This is a genomic window from Pseudochelatococcus sp. G4_1912 (assembly GCF_047501465.1).
Classification (GTDB): Bacteria; Pseudomonadota; Alphaproteobacteria; order Rhizobiales; family Beijerinckiaceae; genus Pseudochelatococcus.
Genome location: NZ_JAZDRL010000001.1, coordinates 1,412,778 through 1,434,904, shown reverse-complemented (window position 1 = coordinate 1,434,904; position 22,127 = coordinate 1,412,778). Strand labels below are relative to the sequence as shown.

The 22,127-nt window shown below is 53.0% G+C and carries 15 protein-coding genes; 11 read left to right on the top strand and 4 right to left on the bottom strand.

Translation table 11 applies throughout. The annotated features are described in order from the left end of the window. Positions 1–324 precede the first annotated feature (324 nt). Entirely contained in the window at positions 325–2,265 is a 1,941-nt protein-coding gene (locus tag VRZ32_RS06460; protein WP_414524853.1) for a patatin-like phospholipase family protein, read from the top strand. Here the strand turns inward: VRZ32_RS06460 and VRZ32_RS06455 are convergent. From VRZ32_RS06455 to galU, 3 genes are read right to left on the bottom strand one after another with little or no spacing between them, the layout of a single operon-like run. Continuing rightward, positions 2,255–3,256, bottom strand: a complete 1,002-nt coding sequence (locus tag VRZ32_RS06455) for an NAD(P)H-quinone oxidoreductase (RefSeq protein WP_414524852.1) — start codon at positions 3,254–3,256, stop codon at positions 2,255–2,257. The two genes, VRZ32_RS06460 and VRZ32_RS06455, sit on opposite strands and share 11 nt — an antisense overlap. 33 nt (positions 3,257–3,289) lie before the next feature. Further along, positions 3,290–3,772: a GNAT family N-acetyltransferase gene (locus tag VRZ32_RS06450; RefSeq protein WP_414524851.1), complete on the bottom strand. Its 483-nt coding sequence runs from the start codon at positions 3,770–3,772 to the stop codon at positions 3,290–3,292. 24 nt (positions 3,773–3,796) lie between these two features. Further along, positions 3,797–4,672 carry a UTP--glucose-1-phosphate uridylyltransferase GalU gene (galU, locus tag VRZ32_RS06445; protein ID WP_414524850.1) on the bottom strand — a complete coding sequence of 292 codons (876 nt, stop codon included), beginning with the start codon at positions 4,670–4,672 and terminating at the stop codon, positions 3,797–3,799. 421 nt (positions 4,673–5,093) lie between these two features. Here galU and VRZ32_RS06440 point away from each other — a divergent pair, with 421 nt between their 5' ends. The 7 genes from VRZ32_RS06440 (at position 5,094) to hisN (ending at position 13,229) form a co-directional block, all read left to right on the top strand. Continuing rightward, the gene (locus tag VRZ32_RS06440; RefSeq protein ID WP_414524849.1) at positions 5,094–6,431 is read left to right on the top strand and encodes a lytic murein transglycosylase; all 1,338 of its coding nucleotides are present in this window, start codon (positions 5,094–5,096) and stop codon (positions 6,429–6,431) included. A gap of 237 nt (positions 6,432–6,668) precedes the next feature. Next, positions 6,669–7,943, top strand: coding sequence for a hypothetical protein (locus VRZ32_RS06435; protein WP_414524848.1), 1,275 nt, complete (start codon positions 6,669–6,671; stop codon positions 7,941–7,943). 651 nt (positions 7,944–8,594) lie between these two features. Then, on the top strand, positions 8,595–8,726 hold the full coding sequence (locus VRZ32_RS06430) for an aa3-type cytochrome c oxidase subunit IV (protein WP_414524847.1): 132 nt from the start codon (positions 8,595–8,597) through the stop codon (positions 8,724–8,726). Between the two features lie 285 nt (positions 8,727–9,011). Continuing rightward, positions 9,012–10,148 carry a Re/Si-specific NAD(P)(+) transhydrogenase subunit alpha gene (locus tag VRZ32_RS06425; RefSeq protein ID WP_414524846.1) on the top strand — a complete coding sequence of 379 codons (1,137 nt, stop codon included), beginning with the start codon at positions 9,012–9,014 and terminating at the stop codon, positions 10,146–10,148. 85 nt (positions 10,149–10,233) lie between these two features. Continuing rightward, a complete protein-coding gene (locus tag VRZ32_RS06420; protein WP_414525061.1) occupies positions 10,234–10,683 on the top strand; it encodes a proton-translocating transhydrogenase family protein in 450 nt (149 codons plus the stop codon). Positions 10,684–10,687: 4 nt separating this feature from the next. Next, entirely contained in the window at positions 10,688–12,094 is a 1,407-nt protein-coding gene (locus VRZ32_RS06415; RefSeq protein WP_414524845.1) for an NAD(P)(+) transhydrogenase (Re/Si-specific) subunit beta, read from the top strand. Positions 12,095–12,419: 325 nt separating this feature from the next. Then, complete coding sequence (gene hisN, locus VRZ32_RS06410) at positions 12,420–13,229, top strand: histidinol-phosphatase (RefSeq protein WP_414524844.1); 810 nt, start codon at positions 12,420–12,422, stop codon at positions 13,227–13,229. On the opposite strand, the gene VRZ32_RS06405 is transcribed toward hisN, so the two are convergent. Next, positions 13,196–14,233, bottom strand: coding sequence for an alpha/beta fold hydrolase (locus VRZ32_RS06405; protein WP_414524843.1), 1,038 nt, complete (start codon positions 14,231–14,233; stop codon positions 13,196–13,198). The two genes, hisN and VRZ32_RS06405, sit on opposite strands and share 34 nt — an antisense overlap. A gap of 183 nt (positions 14,234–14,416) precedes the next feature. On the opposite strand from VRZ32_RS06405, the gene VRZ32_RS06400 reads away from it, so the two are divergent. The 3 genes from VRZ32_RS06400 to VRZ32_RS06390 all read left to right on the top strand — a co-directional run bounded on the left by VRZ32_RS06400 (position 14,417) and on the right by VRZ32_RS06390 (position 21,776). Then, positions 14,417–14,929, top strand: coding sequence for an Hsp20 family protein (locus VRZ32_RS06400; protein WP_414524842.1), 513 nt, complete (start codon positions 14,417–14,419; stop codon positions 14,927–14,929). A 659-nt stretch (positions 14,930–15,588) separates the two neighbouring features. Then, the gene (gltB, locus tag VRZ32_RS06395) at positions 15,589–20,337 is read left to right on the top strand and encodes a glutamate synthase large subunit (RefSeq protein ID WP_414524841.1); all 4,749 of its coding nucleotides are present in this window, start codon (positions 15,589–15,591) and stop codon (positions 20,335–20,337) included. An 11-nt stretch (positions 20,338–20,348) separates the two neighbouring features. Further along, a complete protein-coding gene (locus tag VRZ32_RS06390) occupies positions 20,349–21,776 on the top strand; it encodes a glutamate synthase subunit beta (protein ID WP_414524840.1) in 1,428 nt (475 codons plus the stop codon). Positions 21,777–22,127: the final 351 nt, after the last annotated feature.

The following is a 22,127-nucleotide window of genomic DNA, read 5'->3' as shown; positions in this document are numbered from 1 at the left end:
TAAAAACTGTATTTATAATAATAGTTCTGATATTTTTGAATCAGCGCATTATGCGAGATGAGGCGCATTTTAAATTCAAAATTTGCCAATGCATTGATATAAACATTCACATATAACTGATGCTCCCGCATATTATTGCGCTTGAATGACATATGATGAGTGTGTAACTGTATATAAATAATAATAAACCAAAGGGAGAAATATAGAGCTTTGCATAAGAAAATCTATTCTATCTCCAAGATCCTAATTTAATCCTGCCGCAAGAATTTGATTATATTATGCGTGCAGACATGTGATAAACCACTGTCTATATGGATCTCAAAATTGACAAATTCCAGCACTCAACCCTCTATAAACATACAAGACGCATATCATCCGTTTTTTTCTAACAACTCATTGCCTGAATCTTTTGTTAATAATCCACCCAATGTATCATGCTTGGCCGGAACCGCATCGGCCAGCAGTACAATGCCCGATTACAGTGATGTGAATGGGTTAATTGACTACTTGCGTACGCATAAGGATCCATCGCTCTACCAGCAAACAATCAAGGACCTGCGCCAGAGATTGCAAGCACCTTTTTCAACCTTGGCACCATTGCCGATGGTTGTTGCACGCAGCAGTGGTGGCTTCAATCTGATCCGCACGGCAGAAATTGAAAGCATTGTATTGCCTGGCGGTGGCGCCAAAGGCGTAGCATATGTGGGATTGATGCGAGAGCTGCGCCACGGCGTTTTTCCTCACGCAAAAGAATTCATCGGCAGCTCTGCTGGTTCTCTCGCAGCAACATTCATGTCATTTGGCGATAGTCATGATGAGATGAAGAACATGCTTGCAACCGAGCTCCCAACACTTCTTGATACACGGCCTGAACTACACAAAGTCTATCCAAGTCTCAGATTCCAGAACACCATGTCGATGATTGCCCGCACGATATGGACAATTATGGGCGGTCGTCCGCTAGGAGAGGCTAACGGCCTTGTTAAGAAGCTGGATGAAGTTACAAGTACAGCTGTAAAAGAGTATCTTGAAAAAACACCATCGGAAGAGTTAAAATCTCACATCGATAATTATTGCATAAGCAGAAATATCGCGGGATCAGAAAAACAAAAACTTGAATCGCGTATAAATGCATTAAAGCAGCCTGCAGATTTTGAACAAAACCGTGAATCTGCAATGATTACTTTTTCCGATCTTGATCTCTTGCATGAGATGGACCCAAAGCGATTTAAGGACATACAAACAACAGGATATGACGCTGTTACTCAACAAGTACATTATTTCAATGTTAAAGATACACCTAATGTACCTGTTGCCTATGCAGCGCGTTTGTCGATGTCTCATCCATTGCTGGCAGAAGGTGTGCATTTTGATCCGCAATTATATGCTTCAGGCGCTGTCTATATCGACGGCGGCATCGCCTCAAACCTTCCGAGTGAAGTGCTATACAGCCACGACTTAAAGCGCGCGGTGGATGCTCCAGCCACTGGCGAAGATGAAATGACGCGCGCAAAAATAATTGTCATGAAATTTGATGACAGCCATGCAGAGTCAGGCTCCAATAAGGGCAATATCTTTACACGATTTTTCACGTTAATCAGTCGCCGTTTTCGGGATTGGTTTATGCGCTTTGTCTCCACCAATCCCCGGTTTGAAGAAGACAGCCAGAAAGATAAAGAAAAATTCAATGCCGCCGGAAGTAATGGTTACATCCTGCATCATGGCGATTTACGTACAACGGAAATGAATGTCAGCGCCGACCGGCAAGAGTATGCCATTGATGAAGCAAGCATCGGGTTGCTTGCGCAAGCACTTCAGCGCAAAGGGCAAGGATATTTCGTTACAGTACAAACGCTGCAGGAAGCAGTTGATAGGTTATCTGATGAAGAAATGCGCCAAATACTGGTTGCCGGCACGCCCACGCGTGAGCAATTTGGTTGCGATAGCGCTCAGCAAGCATATGAACTAAGCAGGGGTGAGTTCCTTGCGGCACAGCAAGACCCGGCAAATACTGAAGACCAGCGTGAGAAAAAGGAAAAAGCGTATCTCAGCGCACAGAAAGCATTCCTTAAAAGCGAAGAAGCCCACATGCATGCATCCCGCTTATACTTCAAGGTAAGTCATGATCCTCGTGCGCAGCGTCTGGCACAAAAGTCTACTGAGGAAAAAATGATAGAAGCATCCACTATATGTGAGGGAAATACGCCCCCAATTCCATCAGATATTCAGCAAGCGTTTCAAACTAACCATTCTTTTATTCCATAGGGAGAAGGATAAGTTTCCCTATGCTCTGACCTGCTTCCATTAAAGCATGCGCTTGTGAGGCTTCTGCCATTGGAAAAACCCTATGAATAATGGGCATACAACGCCCGTTATTCAGCAGCGGCCACACATGCGCATGTAAAGCGTCCGCAATCTCGATCTTCTCCGCCAGAGGGCGACTGCGCAAGGTTGCACCAGTGTGTGTAAGACGCTTCAGCATCAAACGCATAAAATCGATTTCAACCCGGGATCCCTGCATAAACGCAATCTGAACAATGCGGCCATCCTGCGCTGCAGCTTGATAATTACGCTCGATGTAACGACCACCGACCATATCAAGAATAACGTCAGCGCCCCGTCCCTCTGTGGCTTTTTTTACCGCAGTAACAAAATCCTCTTCGCGATAATTGATAGCAACATCTGCCCCTAATTTCTCGCAGGCAGCACATTTTTCCGCAGAGCCTGCCGTTACCAGCACAGTTGCACCAAATGCTTTGCCAAGCTGGATGGCTGTTGTGCCAATGCCCGATGACCCACCATGCACGAGAAGTGTCTCACCCGCCTTGAGTGCGCCGCGCATAAACACATTCGACCATACAGTAAAATAGGTCTCTGCTATTCCGGCCGCAGCGACATAATCGAGGTTATCCGGGATGGGCAATGCAAGTGCCGCCTCAGCCAAACAATATTGAGCATACCCGCCCCCGGTTACCAAAGCCAGAACACGCGCACCAATAGCAGGGGTCGCCACCCCCTCTCCGAGCGCAACAACTTCACCTGCAATTTCGAGGCCGGGGATATCAGACGCACCTGACGGTGGTGGATAATGCCCCTGCCGCTGCACAATATCGGGACGATTAACACCCGCAGCATGCACCTTAACCAGCACTTCGCCCTTGCGTGGCATTGTTATCGGACGCTCTTGCTGCTGCAACACCTCTGGCCCGCCGGGCATAGAGATGCCAACCACGATTTGCGAGACGGGCAGGTTCATGGGCTATCCTCTGATTTTGCGCCGCAGTAGCGCTCAATGATTGAGAGGGCACATCAGATAATCAACCGTTTTCAATGGCCCCAGCTGCGCACTACCGATAAGTTCAAAACCCAGCGCCGCATGAAATGCCTGTGAGGCAGGGTTTGGCGGTATGCTATTGACCTCACATACAACCCGCTTATGGCCAGCCAATGCTGCAACTGTGAACAAGTCTCTATAAAGAGCACGCGCATGCCCACGCTGACGTGCGCTATCAGCGGTAATGACGCGATCAATATACACAAAGCGTTCAAAACGCTCCTTAAACCAAAGGAAATTCGGGCTATTGTATTTCGCGCCCTGATCAAGGGCAATCAGGAAAGCTTCCGCCCCATTGATTGCACGCGCATAGAAAGCCTGTTCGACAAGATCCGAAAATCGCTGTTCATCAAGCAAGGACGTTTCCCGCGCATGCGCATTGTTCAACAAGAGCAGGGGCGCAAATACATGTGTATCAATCGTCGCAACCGTGCTCATATTTGTTCTGCCATTTTATCCCGGTTAATCCTTCAGGAGCGCTTTTAATGCCGCCCGGAAATCCGGCGCAAGATCTTCACGCGCCAGGGCATATGCGACATTGGCAGTGAGAAAGCCGATCTTCGAACCGCAATCGTAGATATCGCCATCAAAGCGCGCAGCGAAGAAGGGTTGGGACTGGGAGAGCGTAATCATTGCATCGGTCAATTGTATCTCACCACCAGCACCACGTTCCTGCCTGGCGAGAAGATCAAAAATCTCCGGCTGCAGTATATAGCGGCCCGAAATCGCCAGGTTAGTGGGCGCGGAGCCTTTGGCAGGCTTCTCGATCATCGCGTTAATCATGGATACCTTGGCATTCGCATCTTCAACATCGACAATGCCGTATTGATGCGTCTGGTCATGAGGCACCTCATACACACCAATGATGTTGCCACCATTTGCCTCATAAGCAGCGATCATATCGCTCATATAAGGCTTTGGCGCATGATGCAGCATATCCGGCAACAGTAGCGCGAATGGCTCATCGCCCACGATGTCACGTGCGCACCATACTGCATGCCCAAGGCCGAGCGGCCCCTGCTGACGCGTAAAACTGGTCTGCCCAGGGCCCGGAAGGTCTCGCAGCAATGCTTCAAGCTCGCGCGCCTTCCCACGTTCCTGCAGCGTGCGCTCAAGCTCGAATTGATTGTCAAAATGATCTTCGATCACGCCTTTGTTACGCCCGGTAACAAACACGAAATGCTCAATGCCAGCGGCACGCGCCTCATCAACCACATGCTGGATCACCGGCCGATCGACGACGGTAAGCATCTCTTTCGGCATTGCCTTGGTCGCGGGTAGAAAACGCGTGCCAAGCCCGGCAACGGGGAACACGGCCTTACGAATTGGTTTGTTCATGTCCGTTCAAACAGGCGGGGTGCGTGGCAGACTAGCAATCTACGCCACCCCTTGACGCAGATTGCCCGTGGATAACGGCATAGCCATCATCATGCAACATTGCGTCGCCTATCATTGTGTCATGAGATAGGCAAAGCTAAGAATACGCTTGCATGAATGGACGTATTATTTTTATCGACATAAACGAATTCTAAACCATATTGGCGCAAGCATCTTGTGAGCAAATATCAGCAACTCATATGGGGCTGATACATAGCTGCATTGGCCTTTTGAGGCGCGTTTTTAAGTTGTCTATGCGTAAGTTTGAAGAAAACTCAACTTTTTCAAACCCTTGAAGATGACCCCTAAAAAGGGGATCTCATTTTCAGTCAGGACGAGCCAAAAACCAGCCTGATTTAAGCCAGCGTATATGGAGCGGTTCATGGGGCAACAAGCACATAAGCATCACTCGGCGTGCAAGACGTCCGGAATGGGCAAGCGTGCATTGATTGCCGTGGTTACAGGTGCCCTTCTTACCTCCTGCTCTTCATTCAACGTTTATTGGCCTGCAGCGCCAGTTGATACAATGACAACCGGTTCACTGCCCACAAGTTCCCGCACTGCCGCCGCCCCCTTGGCTTATGCATCCGAGCAGCCAGAGCAATCCATGCAGAGCTTCTCAAGCTTTACCCGCGAATTATGGCCAGAGGCTGCAGCCCGTGGAATCTCGCGACGTACTTTCGAGACGGCGTTTGCCGATGTAGCACCGGATGCCAAGATTATCGCACTCACGAAAAAACAATCCGAGTTCGTTAAACCGGTATGGGAATATCTGGCTTCTGCCACTTCCACCCAACGGTTGGAGCGCGGACGCGCTCAAACCATGCAATGGCGTGCCAGCTTCGCTGCTGTTGAGCAGCGCTATGGCGTTGATCGCAAAGTGATCGCCGGCGTGTGGGGGATGGAGACGAACTTCGGCTCCACAATGGGCAGCAACTATGTCGTTGAAGCCCTGGCTACCCTTGCCCATGCGCAATATCGCGGTCCCTTCTTCCGCAATGAGCTGCTGACAGCGCTGATGATCCTTGAGGAAGGGCACATCACGCGTGACAAAATGATTGGCTCATGGGCAGGTGCTATGGGCCAAACCCAGTTTATGCCCTCAAGCTTCATGCGATATGCGGTGGATTTTGACGGCGATGGTAAGCGTGATATCTGGACCTCAGTGCCCGATGCACTTGCCTCCACGGGCAATTATTTGCACGAGCACGGCTGGGATAGCGCTCTTCCCTGGGGCTTCGAGGTGAAGCTGCCGCCAGGTTACGATTATCGTCAACGCAATGGCGCCTTCGCCAGCTTTGCAGCTGCTGGCGTTCGCCGGATGGATGGCGGTGCAATGCCGCGCGCTGGCGAAGCGCGTATATTTCTGCCCGCTGGCGCGAAGGGACCTGCGTTCCTCGTCACCAAAAATTTTGACGTTATCAAGCGCTATAATAATTCCGATTCATATGCTTTAGGGGTTGCTCTGCTTGGTGACATGCTTCATGGCAGCGCGGGCGTACAGGCAGCGTGGCCAATGGATGAAACGCCCCTCAGCCGAAATGAGCGCGAAGATCTACAACGCTATCTGGCACATCTTGGCTTTGCAGTGGGAGAGCCAGATGGCCGTATCGGCACGCAAACGCGCGCAGCGATCACTGCCTATCAGGAGCGCACAGGCCTCATTCCCGACGGCCACCCAAGTTCATCACTTCTAACCCACTTGAAGCAAAACCGCTAAGAATGCGCTGATCATTTTGCTGGAACGATCTTGGCTGAATGCTCAAACTTTACACGCATTTACCCTGATTGATGGTTACAGACGGAATATGCGGGCAATGCGAGACACAGGCATTTTTCTGTCGTAGAGTGTCGCTGTCTGGTCCTCTGCTGGATGCTCCGGATAGCAGCATCGGCAGACGTATTGTCCGTGTGAGATATCATGGTGTTGCTTCATAAAAGCTTATTGCAAAAAAGATTGTCGCGAACCATTATCGCGACATTAATCTGCAGCGCCGTTTTCGGTGCAGGCACGCAAGCAATTGCAGCATCAGATCCACTAACGCGCTTTCTTGACGGCATCTTCAAGAAAAATCAGCAGCAACCACCTCCTCCGGTGGTCAAGAAACGCCCTGTACAAACACGGCAAGTGCCAAAACGCCCACAACCCGCCACAGTGATCGTACGGGATGCTCAGCAAAAGCATGAAGCCAATACTTTCATTGCGGTTATTGGCGATTCATTGGGTGGATCTCTCGTTGATGGCCTGCGTGAAGCCTTTTCCGGGGCAGATGATATCGCAATCGTCAACCGGACCACGCCAAAAACAAACCTCACACGCGCAAGCGCCCAGGATTGGATTTTTCTAACCCGCGATTATACCCGTGAAAGTCAACCCAATCCGGAACCCATTACCCTTGGCGTGGTCTTTATCGGCGCGGATGAACAACGCACTCTTCTTGATATCGATGGCACAGAGGCAAAGGTTGGCTCTCCGCGTTGGATAACGCTTATGACTGAACGCGTTGATACATTGATTCGCACGTTCGCCGATCGTCGCATACCTCTGGTATGGGTGGGATTGCCACCGATGAAGCCTGAAGCACAATCAACAACCGCCAGCACCCTCAATGCTCTCTATCGTGAAGAAGTGCTAAAAGCAGGTGGTGTTTTTGTTGATATCTGGGCTGCTTTCTCTAATGATGAAAAAGGCTTTATTAGCTCCGGTCCGGATGTGAAGGGCCAGGAAGCGCGCTTGCGCACACCTGATGGCATCGGCCTTACGCCAAGCGGTGGGCGTAAGGTGGCGCATTTTACGGAACTTGAAATTCGCCGCCTCCTGCAAGCACGCGGCATGTCGACGGTCATCGCCATCACAACACCAGATCCCGCAAGTGATAATAGCCTCGGCAAGCTAAAATCTCTACCGGATGTGCTCGCACCATCGGTGATTTCAGTAAAGCCCATCGCGGGACCTATTTTGCCATTGCTCAGCATTCAACCCGCAAGCAACGGCAAGCTGCAGCAAAAACGTCCTGTATTGAAGGGAGACGCTGCTATAATCGCTCGTCGCGTTTATGACGAGGGACTAGCCTTGGAGCCTATTGCGGGACGCGCGGATGATTTTTCATGGCCGTCGCGTATGACAGAACAACAAGCAAAATCCACCAGCGGTGAAGAAACTGCCCCTCAGCAAGCCGCCTCTTCGGACGCGACTTCCTCACAACAAACCGCGATCATTTCGCTGCCTTAGGGCACCTGCTTGCGTTGCTTTGATTATAAAAACAACTATGAAAAAACCCGTCCTGCCGGGCAGAACGGGTTTTGCATCTCGTAGCGGATGCTATTCAGAGAGCGTTCTGGAAACGCTGATAAGTCGCCTACCCTTGATGATGGGCGTTGCTTCCCTAGACCTGGACCGCTTATTTTAAATTTTGCGGTTTTTTGATTTGCCGTCTATCCAGGATAGGACCTTAGAGGCGACCATTCTTGGATGAACATAGTTACACACGAAACTTCAGTTATTGCAAGGGGCATTTCACACTTTGAAGCACCAAAAATGCAGATTAACAGCCATCACAATATACAAAATCAGCATTAAGTAATTGATTTTAAATATCTTTCAAGGAAAATGAAAATAAATTCAAATTATTGCAATGCATTGTCTTAATTTCCAAAATGCAGTGGAAGACGCATAAAGCACACACATGCCAAAGTTAAGGTGGAGTATAATCAACGCCTTGCAACCGTGACCAGGTTGGGGTACGACCTTTAACGACAGCATCAATCTGGAGAATGTGAGCATTTTTCAGAATAAATTTTGATGTGAATGCAATTGATTAGAATGTTTGGCGATTTGCGCTTTTGCACTTCGCTCTCATGATGGCTGAGGAGGAGTTTAGCCGTGGCAGATGATATCGTTAAGATGGACTATCGCGAGCATGAACGCACCTATGAAGGCTTCATTCGCCTATCAAAAATTGGTGGCGTAGCCGTGGTTGTTGTTCTCATCCTGATGGCGATTTTCCTGCTCTGATCCCATGGCTTTCTGCCTAGGCAATGACCAGAAAATCCAAGGCATTGCCATTTCTTTTGACAAAGCAGCCTGTATCGCCGCCTTCCTGGATTTCCGATTATCCTGCATGATATTCGGTTTAGTCAGCTTTCGAAAACGGTTGATCTTGGAAAGTGGTAGTATCGTCATGCTCGTTATGGCGCATGGACTATTGCCGCGTAAGAATAATTAGAAACGCGTCATAACAACCAGATATTCAAACCAGACAAATTAAGTGCGGCACTGAGCCGCCTCGGAGTGAATACGATGCTGGTCGCCGTTCCCACAGAGATTCTGCCTGACGAGAGCCGCGTCGCTGCGACGCCTGAAACCGTCAAAAAACTCATTGCCCTTGGCGCAACCGTACGCGTGCAAGCCGGTGCCGGCGTTGCCTCTGGCATTTTAGACGCTGATTATGAAACCGCAGGCGCAACCATCGCACCCAATGCTGCAGAAACCCTTTCGGGCGCTGATATTGTACTGAAAGTTCGTCGGCCTGAAGAGGCAGAAATTGCCCTGCTTAAGAACGGTGCAATCCTGATCGGTATTCTTGATCCTTATGGCCATGAGGATGCCATCAAGGCACTGGCAACAGCAGGTATCCTTGCCTTCGCAACAGAGTTGACGCCACGTATCACGCGTGCCCAGGTTATGGACGTGCTTTCCTCTCAGGCTAATCTCGCTGGCTATCGGGCGGTCATCGATGCAGCAGCTGAGTATGGTCGCGCCTTACCGATGATGATGACAGCAGCCGGCACCGTGCCAGCTGCACGTATCTTCGTGATGGGCGCTGGTGTGGCTGGTTTGCAGGCGATAGCGACAGCGCGCCGTCTTGGCGCAATTGTCACCGCAACCGACGTGCGCCCTGCGGCTAAAGAACAGGTCGAATCGCTTGGCGCCAAGTTCATTGCTGTTGAGGATGATGAATTCAAGCAGGCGGAAACCTCTGGCGGCTATGCGCGCGAGATGTCGGATGCGTACAAGCAGAAGCAGGCTGAGCTCGTAGCGGCACATATCGCGAAGCAGGATATTGTCATTACGACAGCTCTTATCCCCGGTCGCCCAGCACCACGTCTTGTGTCAGATGCAATGGTGCGTTCGCTCAAACCGGGCTCTGTCATTGTCGATCTCGCGGTTGAGCGCGGTGGTAATGTTGAAGGCGCCAAAGCCGGCGAAGTTGTTTTGATCAATGGTGTTAAAGTTGTGGGTCATCACAATGTGCCCGGACGTTTGGCAGCAACCGCTTCTACCCTTTACGCGAAAAATCTTCTCGCCTTTGTTGAGCAGCTTATCAACAAGGAAGCAAAGGCTATCGCGATTAATTGGGATGATGAGATCATCAAGGCCACCGCATTGACGCGCGATGGTTCCGTCATTCACCCGGCTTTCCAGCCCACAGCCTGACTCCCAAGGCCAGATTCATTGATTTGAGAGGAAGCGCATTATGGCGGATCCCACAACCAATCTTGCTATAAATCTCACAACCGACATGGCGACACAAACGCCGGATCAAGCACTGCAGCATGCGCGTTCAGCGGCAGAGGCTGCGCGCGCAGCTGCTGATGCAGCGCAGGTTTATGCCGATCAGGCAGCCGATGCGCTCGGCGCCGCAGCCCACGCACTCACCGGTGGCGGGGTTGATCCGACGGTATTTCGTTTAGCGATCTTCGTACTTGCAGTTTTTGTTGGCTACTACGTTGTGTGGTCGGTAACACCGGCACTGCATACACCACTCATGTCGGTAACAAATGCGATTTCGTCAGTCATCGTTGTCGGCGCCTTGCTCGCCGTAGGCGTTGAGGCGGTGCCTGCGTTTGAGGGAGGTTCTGGTTGGGCGCGACTATTCGGGTTTATCGCGTTAATCCTGGCTTCTGTTAACATTTTCGGCGGCTTCCTGGTGACCCAGCGCATGCTAGCCATGTATAAGAAGAAGGGCTGAGACTATGTCCGAAAATATCTCTGCCCTGCTTTATCTCGTCTCTGGCGTCCTGTTTATTCTGGCGCTGCGCGGGCTTTCATCACCAGCGACATCTCGCCAAGGCAACCTCTACGGCATGATCGGTATGGGCCTTGCGATTGTCACGACCCTTGTCGGACATCCGCCATCTGATGTATTTGCCTGGCTTTTGATTATCTTGGGCATCGGCATTGGCGGTGGGGCGGGGGCGTTGATTGCTAAACGCGTACCAATGACAGCTATGCCGCAACTCGTTGCTGCATTCCACTCGCTGGTTGGTCTTGCAGCCGTTTTGGTTGCAGCGGGTGCGCTTTATGCACCACGGGCATTCGGCATCGGCAATGCAGGCCAGATCCATGGTGGAAGCCTGGTTGAGATGGGATTGGGCCTTGCCATCGGCGCGGTTACATTTTCCGGCTCGATCATTGCGTTCCTGAAGCTTGATGGGCGCATGTCGGGCAAACCAATCCTGTTGCCCCAGCGTCATGTTATCAACCTAGCGCTTGCAGCGCTGTTGCTGGTGCTGTTCATCGTGTTCGTGATGACGGAAAGCCATATGGTTTTCTGGATGATTGCACTGGTAAGTTTCGCACTGGGCTTCCTGCTGATCGTACCTATTGGCGGCGCGGATATGCCAGTTGTGGTGTCGATGCTTAACTCGTACTCCGGCTGGGCTGCTGCTGGTATCGGCTTTACGCTTGGTAACCTCGCCCTGATCATCACAGGTGCGCTGGTGGGTTCGTCGGGTGCGATCCTGTCCTACATCATGTGCAAGGGGATGAACCGCTCGTTCATTTCGGTCATTCTTGGCGGCTTTGGTGGTGATGATGCAGCCGCCGGCGCTGCTGGCGGTACGGTTGAAAGCCGTCCTGTCAAGCAGGGCTCTGCGGAAGATGCAGCCTTCCTGATGAAGAACGCCGGCAAGGTTATCATTGTACCGGGTTATGGCATGGCGGTTGCGCAGGCTCAGCATGCTTTACGTGAAATGGCTGACAAGCTTAAGCATGAGGGTGTTGACGTAAAATACGCTATTCATCCCGTAGCTGGCCGTATGCCAGGCCACATGAACGTGTTGCTGGCTGAGGCAAGCGTGCCCTATGATGAAGTGTTCGAACTTGAGGATATTAACTCCGAGTTCGCACAGGCTGATGTGGCCTTCGTTATCGGCGCGAATGACGTAACCAACCCTGCAGCAAAAACCGATCCTGCATCGCCCATCTTCGGCATGCCTATTCTGGACGTGGAAAAAGCCAAAACCGTTCTCTTCTGTAAGCGCGGTATGGGCTCAGGCTATGCTGGCGTAGAAAACGAGCTGTTTTTCCGTGATAACACGATGATGCTCTTCGGCGATGCCAAGAAGATGGTCGAAAGCATCCTGAAGGCTCTGGATTAAAAGAACAGTGCCCCACCTGTTGTTGCGTTATCGCAATGACAGGTGGCTATGATTTCAGCATAAAAAAAGACCGCACATTTGCATGTACGGTCCAAGTCTAGGGAGGAAACGCCCAAGAAGGGCAAGCGATAGAGCGACATGATCGCTGTATCGCACTGCAACAATATGCCATTGCGTTGCACAAAAAGCAAGTAAAATGAAGTGCACTTTCGCACATGAGATTCCGGATCGGTGTTCATTATTTAACACCTTCATAAATAACGTGATTATCTGATCGTCACCTTCATAGGCATCATCGTTTTGACGCACTGGCAGGGAAAGTTTTGTGACAGTCTGTAAATTTTCTTCCGAGATCACAGCTTTTGCTCACAAGCTTGCCGCTGCCTCAGCACAAGTGACGCTTCCGCTATTCCGCACCCCCTTATCGGCGGATAACAAGGCCGGTGAAGGTGAGTTCGATCCAGTCACAATCGCAGATCGCGATGCAGAAGAAGCGATGCGTCAACTGATCCGCACCGCCTATCCCGATCATGGCATAGAAGGCGAAGAGCATGGCAACGAAGACAGTGATGCGGAATATGTTTGGGTGCTCGATCCGATTGATGGCACGCGGGCTTTCATATCCGGACTACCGCTATGGGGCACCTTAATCGGTCTGAAGTATAAGGGTGAGCCGATTTTTGGCCTTATGCATCAGCCATTTACGGGAGAAACATTTTGCGGATCCACCTTCGCTGGTGAAAAGGCTGATGCACAATTTTATCGGGCAGATGCACGAACGCGGCTGCGCACCAGCACCCGCACGCTACTTACAGAAGCCACCATATCAACCACCTCACCACGCATTTTCACCGATATGGAACGCACCGCCTACGACAGGGTAGAGCGCGCCTGCCGTCTCGCCCGCTATGGATATGATTGCTACGCCTATGCCATGGTAGCAGCGGGGCATATTGACCTGGTCGTTGAAGCGGGGCTCAAGCCGTGTGATATTGTAGCGCTCGTGCCAATCATTAAAGCAGCAGGCGGCGTTGTAACCAGCTGGACTGGCGGCCCCGTCACAGATGGCGGAACCGCTCTGGCTGCAGCGAACCCGCAGCTTCATGAGGCAGCGCTAGCTTTACTTAACGCCTGAGCAGACGCTGGCGCATCATCCTCCAGCAAGCCCCTGCCTGGAATGAAGGCATCAAACGCCGCCCAGAAAACGGCGCGAATATCATCATTTTCAACCAGAATCTCATGCTTCGCATAAGGCAACACAATCGCATTGCCAGCTTTTAGCCGTGCACAAAACCGTTCTGTTGCAACTGTTGAGACGATGCGGTCATTGCCTGCCGCAATCACGAGCGCGGGCGTTGCAACATGCAGCGCGAAACGCGGTTTGGTGAACTTCGCCATCAGCCGGAAAGCTGCCGCCAACCACCCGACAGTTGGATCACCCACAGCAAGCCTGGGCGCGTGTTCGACAATCGCACGGATGCGCTGAAATCGTGTCTGATCGCTTGTCAGTCGGTTGCCTTCAAAGGGGCGCATCGCTGTAACTGCGCGTTTTCCGCCCGGAATGAAAAGCCGCGCCAAGCCAATATTCGCACAACAACGCACAATCGATGAAATGAACGAGGGCGCAAGAGAGGGCGCAAGCGCAATCATCGGTGATACAGCGACGATACGCGCAAAATCCTTCGCATAGTTACGTCCGGCAGCACGAACCAAAGCAATAGCGCCCCCCATTGAGTGACCAAGGGCAAAAAGCGGCAATGCGGGCAGCTTTTCAACCACTTGCGTAAGTACAGCATCAAGATCACGCTGATAGTGCGAAAAATCCCGGATATGACCTTTATGAATAGGGTTTTTACTGCGCTGACGTAACACGCGTTGCGAGCCGCCCTGCCCGCGCCAATCAAACGCCACTACATAGAAACCGCGCTGGCGTAACTCGACTATGGTTTCAAAATATTTCTCAATGAACTCGCCCCGCCCCTGCAGCAGGCAGACGATGCCGCGTGCTCCATCACCCTCAGGAGGCCAGTGGGCTGCACGCAGGTGGCGGCCATCGCGCGTCACCACGTCATGCACTGTGGCAGATGGCGGAATCGGATTATCAGGTATCGCCACAAGTTCGAGCACTGCGCTGTTCATCAATTCACCCACTAAAGCTCTTATTGGACTTCTCGGCCCTCTTGAAAACCAATTTTGCCCGCCTACCTCTTGGTTGTGCAGGCCAATACGGCTGCACAAAGAGCTTGGCGACATTAAATACCCGGCCATTTGGCGGGTTTGATGTTGAGGGCTTTATCATATCGCTCAACAGGAGGATGTGTTATGCGTCATTTCGATCTTGCTCCGCTTTATCGCTCAACGGTTGGTTTCGACCGGCTTTTTTCATTGCTGGATCAAGCAACCAATATAGAAGCGGCACCAAGTTACCCCCCTTATAACATTGAACGCACAGGCGAAACCAGCTATCGCATATCAATTGCGGTTGCAGGCTTTACCGAAGACGGTCTGAGCATCGAAGCCAAAGACAATGCACTAACCGTGCGTGGCGACAAACAGACCCAGACAAGCACTGATAAAGTTGCAGACGTGCTTTATCAAGGCATCGCATCACGCGCCTTCGAACGCCGCTTCCAGCTAGCTGATCATGTTCAGGTCGTGGGCGCGGCGCTGGAGAATGGTTTGCTGCACATCGATCTTGTCCGTGAGATCCCGGAAGTAAAAAAGCCCCGGAATATTCCCATTGGCAAAAACACCCCCGTGCAGGCCGCCACGATTGAGAGTGCTACTGAAAAAGTCGATGCTGGCGATAAAGACCCATCACGTCATGCAGCCTAATCTGCTGTATCACTTCAACGAAAGGGCGCCATCTGGTGCCCTTTTTTATGCGGATAGGTGCCTGCATCTTGAGCAAAAAACGAAATTTAATTTTGATTAATAGTCAAATATTGAATTATAATTTCAATGCTTGACTATTTGTGAGCACTTTCATGCAAAATTTGCATTGATGCTCGCTTGTAACGGTTCAAAAAATCTGCCATTGTCCGGCAGAGATTAGGACAGTTAATCTGTCCCATTTGCCCCCTTGCCGAATACGGCAGGTTCTTGCAACATATGGGTAGCGCAGCAATCGGGGTGATTGCCGTGCGCCTTGAGGTGCGTTAGCTATCATGATGCGCTTAACTGCAGTTCCGTTCGCTGTAGCTCCTTTGGATACTGAACCCGCCTTCCGAAAACCGGATACAAGAGCGGGCGGTTCAACGCATAGATAATTGCGCTCCCCAGCCGCCGCGCAAGATAGCCTCTGGGGCGGTCATGCAGGTGCACCACTCCCTGAACGATTAGAACCCGCATAATACCTGCCAGCTCACCAATAACGGTGCCGAACGACTCGACGCCGTTACAATCGACCCCGCTGCGGGCACCATCAGCCCGCCGCCTGCTTCGCCGACGCTCTTGCCAAGAAGGCCTTCACGGCCGCGTACAGGAAGAAGAAAATGAACAACTTCAATGAGAAGCTTCATCATGGATTGCAGCAATCGCAAGCCCAGGCTACGGGCGTTCACGATATTGCCGCCGCAACATCCATTGATAAAACAGCTTCCATTGAAAAAACGCGAAATGGCTTGCCAGCTGCACAAGGTCTTTATGATCCTAGCAATGAGCACGATGCATGCGGTGTTGGCTTTGCGGCAAACATGCACAACAAGCCCTCGCACGAAATCGTTCAGCATGGCCTGACCATTCTCAAAAACCTCGATCACCGTGGTGCGGTGGGGGCCGATCCCAAGGCAGGTGATGGCTGTGGCATGCTTGTGCAGATTCCGCACGCCTTCTTTCAGGATGAAGCCGAAAAGCTTGGCTTTATGCTGCCTGCACAGGGTGAATATGCGGTCGGGCACCTCTTCATGCCCCGCGATGGCGACGGGTTTCGCATTGTCACCAATATCGTGGAGAAGGTGATTGCCGATGAAGGGCTTGTGCTTCTCGGTTGGCGCAACGTACCTGTTGATCCTGCGGGATTGGGTGAATCGGTGCGCCCGAGTGAGCCACAGCACCGGCAGATTTTTGTAGGGCGTGGCCCCTTGATCGCCACGCAGGATGAGTTCGAGCGGCGTCTGTTCATCGCCCGAAAGGTGGTGTCGAACACTGTCTACGATATGAATGACCCCCGCACGGCGGGCTATTATCCGGTCAGCCTGTCCTCGCGCACGCTTGTTTATAAAGGCATGCTGTTGGCCACTGGCCTGGGCGATTATTACCTTGATCTGACTGACCCGCGTTTCAAGAGCGCCATTTCGCTGGTGCATCAACGCTTTGCCACCAACACGTTCCCTACGTGGTCACTGGCGCATCCGTACCGCATGATGGCCCATAACGGCGAAATCAACACGCTGCGCGGCAACGTTAACTGGATGGCGGCACGTCAGGCCTCTGTCGATTCCGAGCTGTTCGGCAATGACATCGGCAAGCTGTGGCCCATTTCATATGAAGGCCAATCCGACACCGCCTGCCTTGATAACGCGCTGGAGTTTCTGGTGCGCGGCGGCTACCCGCTGGCACATGCCATGATGATGCTGGTGCCGGAGGCGTGGGCAGGCAATCCGCTGATGAATGAGCAACGGCGCGCGTTCTATGAATATCACGCCGCGCTGATGGAGCCGTGGGACGGCCCGGCCGCCCTCATCTTCACGGATGGTCGCCAGATTGGCGCTACGCTTGACCGTAACGGCCTGCGCCCGACCCGTTATGTTGTCACCGATGACGGCCTCGTGGTTGGCGCATCCGAAATGGGCGTGCTTGACATCCCTCAAGAGAAGATCATCGAAAAATGGCGCCTGCAACCAGGCAAGATGCTGCTGATCGACCTTGAGCAGGGCCGCATTGTGCCCGATGAGGAGATCAAGAGTCTCTACACACAGGCGCATCCCTATCGCGAATGGCTCGATCGCACACAACTCGTGCTGGAAGACTTGCCGCCAGTGCAGGCACGCGCTTCGCGCACCGACGTGAGCTTGCTCGATCGCCAGCAGGCGTTTGGCTATACGCAGGAAGACATCAAGCTGGTACTGCCACCCATGGCGGTAACAGGGCAGGAGGCTGTTGGGTCTATGGGCAACGACGCGCCGATCTCGGTGCTGTCGAAGCAGTCAAAGCCGCTTTACAGCTACTTCAAGCAGAACTTCGCACAGGTAACAAACCCCCCGATCGATCCGATCCGCGAAGAGCTGGTGATGAGCCTGGTGTCGTTCATCGGCCCGCGCCCCAATATCCTCGATCTGGAAGGCACCTCACGCAAAAAGCGCCTTGAAGTGCGCCAGCCTATCCTGACGAATGAGGACCTCGAAAAGATCCGCTGCATTGGTCATTATGAAGATCGTTTCGACACCAAAACCCTTGACATGACCTACCCCGCACTGCAAGGCGCTGCGGGCATGGAAGGCGCGCTGGAACGCCTGTGTGATCGTGCGGAAGCTGCCGTGCATGGCGGTTACAACATCATCATTCTGTCAGATCGTCAGGTAGGGCCAGATCGTATCGCCATTCCGGCACTCCTCGCCACCGCCGCCGTGCATCACCACCTGATCCGCAAGGGACTACGTACTTCTGTCGGGCTTGTGATCGAAACAGGTGAGCCGCGCGAAGTGCACCACTTTGCCTGTCTGGCAGGTTATGGGGCGGAGGCGATCAATCCGTATCTGGCTTTCGATACGCTGCTATCCATGCACGAAGCGCTCGATTTCCCCGAGGAAGTCACCGAAGAAGAACTCGTGCACCGCTACATCAAGGCAGTCGATAAGGGCCTGCTGAAGGTGATGTCCAAAATGGGCATTTCCACCTACCAATCCTATTGTGGCGCGCAGATTTTCGATGCCATCGGCCTCAACACCGCGTTTATCAACCGCTTCTTCTTCGGCACCGCAACCGGCATTGAAGGCATTGGCCTCGACGAAATCGCGGAAGAGACCGTGCGTCGCCATCAGGCTGCATTCTCTGATGTACCTGTACTGCGTGCAAGCCTGGAAGTGGGCGGCGAGTATGGCTATCGCATCCGTGGCGAAGACCATGCCTGGACGCCTGATTCCGTCGCGGAACTGCAACATGCCGTGCGTCTCAACGCGCAGGACCAGTACCGCAGTTTTGCAGCCCGCATCAACGATCAGGACAACCGCTTGAACACAATCCGCGGCCTGTTCCGGCTGAAGGGAGCGGCCGAACAGGCACGCAAGCCGGTTCTGCTGGAGTTGGTTGAACCAGCCGTGAGCATCGTGAAGCGCTTTTCAACCGGCGCAATGTCGTTCGGCTCCATCTCTCGCGAAGCGCATGAGACGCTGGCTATCGCACTCAACAGCATCGGTGGCAAGTCGAATACCGGTGAAGGCGGCGAGGAGTCCGAGCGCTTCGTGCCGATGGCAGATGGCCGTTCACGCCGCTCGGCTATCAAGCAGGTCGCGTCGGGGCGCTTTGGTGTGACAGCTGAATACCTCGTCAACGCCGACATGATGCAGATCAAGGTGGCGCAAGGCGCCAAGCCTGGCGAAGGTGGGCAGTTGCCCGGCCATAAGGTCAATGCAGTTATCGCCCGCGTGCGTCATTCGACACCAGGCGTTGGACTGATCTCACCCCCGCCTCATCACGATATTTACTCCATTGAGGATCTGGCGCAGCTCATTTTCGATCTGAAAAATGTCAACCCGGCGTCTGATGTCTCCGTCAAGCTCGTCTCGGAAGCGGGCGTGGGCACGGTGGCAGCAGGGGTTGCCAAGGCACGGGCTGATCACATCACGATTTCGGGCTATGAAGGAGGCACGGGCGCAAGCCCCCTCACCTCCCTCAAACATGCTGGCTCACCCTGGGAGCCGGGGCTTGCTGAAACCCAGCAAACGCTCGTGCTCAATGGCCTTCGTAGCCGCGTGGTGCTGCAGGTTGATGGTGGATTGCGCACTGGTCGCGATGTTGTCATCGGTGCGCTGATGGGCGCGGATGAGTTCGGCTTCTCAACCGCACCGCTGATTGCTGCTGGCTGCATCATGATGCGCAAGTGCCACCTCAATACCTGCCCGGTTGGCGTCGCCACGCAGGATCCGGTATTGCGCAAGCGCTTCAAGGGCTTACCGGAGCATGTGGTCAACTACTTCTTCTTCGTGGCCGAGGAAGTGCGCGAGATAATGGCGGAAATGGGCTTTACCCGTTTCGAGCAACTCATCGGCCGCACCGATCTCATCGATCAACGCGAAGCACTATCACATTGGAAGGCAAAGGGCCTCGATTTCTCGCGCCTGCTGCACAAGCCCTCCGCAACCGGCCCACTGCGCCATACTGAACGGCAGCATCACCCGATTGATGCCGTTATGGATATCGGCCTAATCGCTGATGCCACAGATGCCCTCAACAACCGCACACCCGTTACGCTTGAACGTACAATCCGCAGTGTGGACCGCACGACAGGCGCAATGCTGTCAGGCGAGGTCGCCAAGCGTTATGGCATGGAAGGCTTGCCAGACGATACCGTCACCGTGAAACTCACTGGTACGGCAGGGCAAAGCTTCGGCGCTTTTCTGGCGGCAGGCGTTACGCTCGATCTTGAAGGCGAGGCGAATGATTACGTCGGTAAGGGGCTATCGGGCGGCAAGATCATCGTTCGCCCTGCGCCTGGCATGCAAGCAAAACCTGAGCGCTCCATCATCGCGGGCAACACGGTGCTTTACGGGGCCATCGCGGGCGAATGCTATCTGCGTGGCGTGGCTGGAGAGCGGTTTGCCGTGCGTAACTCCGGCGCAATCGCGGTGGTAGAAGGCACGGGCGATCATGGCTGCGAATACATGACGGGCGGTGTCGTTGTCGTGTTGGGGCAAACCGGACGCAACTTCGCGGCAGGTATGTCGGGCGGCATTGCCTATGTGCTCGACGAGGATGGCAGCTTCGCCAAGCGCTGCAACCTGTCTATGGTCGATCTGGAACCCGTTGAGGAAGAAGAAGAACTGCAAGAACGCATCCATCACCACAGCGGTGATCTGGAAACAAAGGGCCGCATCGATATCATGGCGAACATGTCCGGCCATGATGAAGAGCGGTTGCTACAGCTCATCGCCAACCACGTCCGCTACACCGGCTCCACACTGGCGCGCGCCATTCTGGATGACTGGCAGAACACCCGGACCAAATTTGTGAAGGTAATGCCGGTTGAGTACCGTCGTGCCATCCGCGATATGGAACGGGCGCGCGTGTTGCAGGCTGCGGAATAAGGAAGGCGACAATGGGCAAGGTTACAGGATTTCTCGAATACGATCGCCAGGAAGGCAAGTATCAGCCAGCCGGCGACCGTGTGCGCCATTATCGCGAGTTTACACTACCACTTGACGATAAAGACGTTGAGCGGCAAGCCTCTCGATGCATGGATTGCGGCATTCCCTTCTGCCACGGTGACACGGGCTGCCCGGTCAATAACCAGATCCCGGACTGGAATGATCTCGTCTATCATCAGGACTGGAAGGAGGCCTCTCTCAACCTTCATTCCACGAATAACTTCCCCGAGTTCACTGGCCGCATCTGCCCTGCCCCATGCGAGGAAGCCTGCACGCTGAACCTCGAAAACATGCCGGTGACGATCAAAACCATCGAGCAGACCATCGCTGACAAGGCTTGGCAGGAAGGCTGGATCGTTCCCGAAATCGCTACCCAGCAGACAGGCAAGCGCGTAGCAATCATCGGCTCTGGCCCGGCAGGTCTTGCAGCAGCGCAACAGCTGGCACGGGCAGGCCATGAGGTGCACGTGTTTGAGCGTGAACCAAAGGCAGGCGGCTTGCTGCGTTATGGCATTCCAGACTTTAAAATGGAAAAACACCACATCGACCGACGCGTAGTGCAGATGGAAGCCGAAGGCGTGCGCTTCCATTACGGGGTAAATGTCGGCGTCACACAATCGTTCGACGAGCTTTCATCAGGCTTTGATGCTGTGCTCTTGACGGGCGGCTCCGAAAAGCCACGCGATCCTGAGCTGCCAGGCACAAACCTGAAGGGCGTTTACTACGCGATGCCCTATCTGATCCAACAGAACCGTCGCAACGGCGGCGAGACATTGTCTGCACATGAAGAGGCTATTCTTGCGACTGGCAAGCACGTTGTGGTGGTTGGTGGTGGCGATACGGCATCTGACTGTGTCGGCACGGCCTTCCGGCAGGGTGCGCTGTCGGTAACGCAGCTCGATATCCGTCCCCTGCCTCCTCTTCAGGAGGATAAGCTGACGGTATGGCCTTACTGGCCTACGAAATTCCGCACCTCCTCCAGCCAGGCAGAAGGGGCAGAACGCGAATTTCAGGCTGCTACGCTGGGGTTGGAAGGTAAGAATGGCATCGTGACAGGCGTGCGCTGCGCCCGTGTGGATGAGCGACGCAAGCCAATTGCTGGTAGCGAGTTCATTCGTCGTGCTGATCTCGTGTTCATTGCCATCGGCTTTGCCAGCCCATTGCATGAAGGCATGTTGGAGCAGGCAGCTGTCGCGCTTGATAGACGCGGCAATGTCGCCGCCGACACGCAGGCCTATCGCACCTCACGCGATAAGGTTTTCGCAGCCGGAGACATGCGCCGTGGCCAGTCATTAGTGGTCTGGGCCATCCGCGAAGGCAGACAAGCCGCACACGCCATCGACACTTATCTCATGGGTGAAAGCCTACTTCCGCGCTAGATATATGACACTCTCATAGAGGGGCGCCTGCAAATGGCGCCTCTTTGATTCTTGATACACCTGGAGAGAAATCATTGCGCTTGACGCTATATTCCAAACGTGAGCGCTGCTTTTGCTTAAAAAACATATAATGGCACAATGTTACCACTTTTGGTTTGAAGTACGTCATATGTTCTTAATAAAGTAAATAATGCGCCTAGAAGTCGCCAAGACGTTGGAAACAACATCATCATATTTGTATTTGTCACACCAAACACAAGCACACGTAAAATATACTATTTTTTCATACAAAATAAACTATTTAATATGATTAAATCTACAAATCGATCTAATCTGTAAAATAATACAGCC

Coding starts and splice junctions, on each gene's coding strand:
- VRZ32_RS06455 (WP_414524852.1), bottom strand. CDS start 3,256: ATGAACCTGCCCGTCTCGCAAATCGTGGTTGGCATCTCTATGCCCGGC.
- VRZ32_RS06450 (WP_414524851.1), bottom strand. CDS start 3,772: ATGAGCACGGTTGCGACGATTGATACACATGTATTTGCGCCCCTGCTC.
- galU (WP_414524850.1), bottom strand. CDS start 4,672: ATGAACAAACCAATTCGTAAGGCCGTGTTCCCCGTTGCCGGGCTTGGC.
- VRZ32_RS06440 (WP_414524849.1), top strand. CDS start 5,094: ATGGGGCAACAAGCACATAAGCATCACTCGGCGTGCAAGACGTCCGGA.
- VRZ32_RS06425 (WP_414524846.1), top strand. CDS start 9,012: ATGCTGGTCGCCGTTCCCACAGAGATTCTGCCTGACGAGAGCCGCGTC.
- VRZ32_RS06420 (WP_414525061.1), top strand. CDS start 10,234: ATGGCGACACAAACGCCGGATCAAGCACTGCAGCATGCGCGTTCAGCG.
- VRZ32_RS06415 (WP_414524845.1), top strand. CDS start 10,688: ATGTCCGAAAATATCTCTGCCCTGCTTTATCTCGTCTCTGGCGTCCTG.
- VRZ32_RS06405 (WP_414524843.1), bottom strand. CDS start 14,233: ATGAACAGCGCAGTGCTCGAACTTGTGGCGATACCTGATAATCCGATT.
- VRZ32_RS06400 (WP_414524842.1), top strand. CDS start 14,417: ATGCGTCATTTCGATCTTGCTCCGCTTTATCGCTCAACGGTTGGTTTC.
- gltB (WP_414524841.1), top strand. CDS start 15,589: ATGAACAACTTCAATGAGAAGCTTCATCATGGATTGCAGCAATCGCAA.
- VRZ32_RS06390 (WP_414524840.1), top strand. CDS start 20,349: ATGGGCAAGGTTACAGGATTTCTCGAATACGATCGCCAGGAAGGCAAG.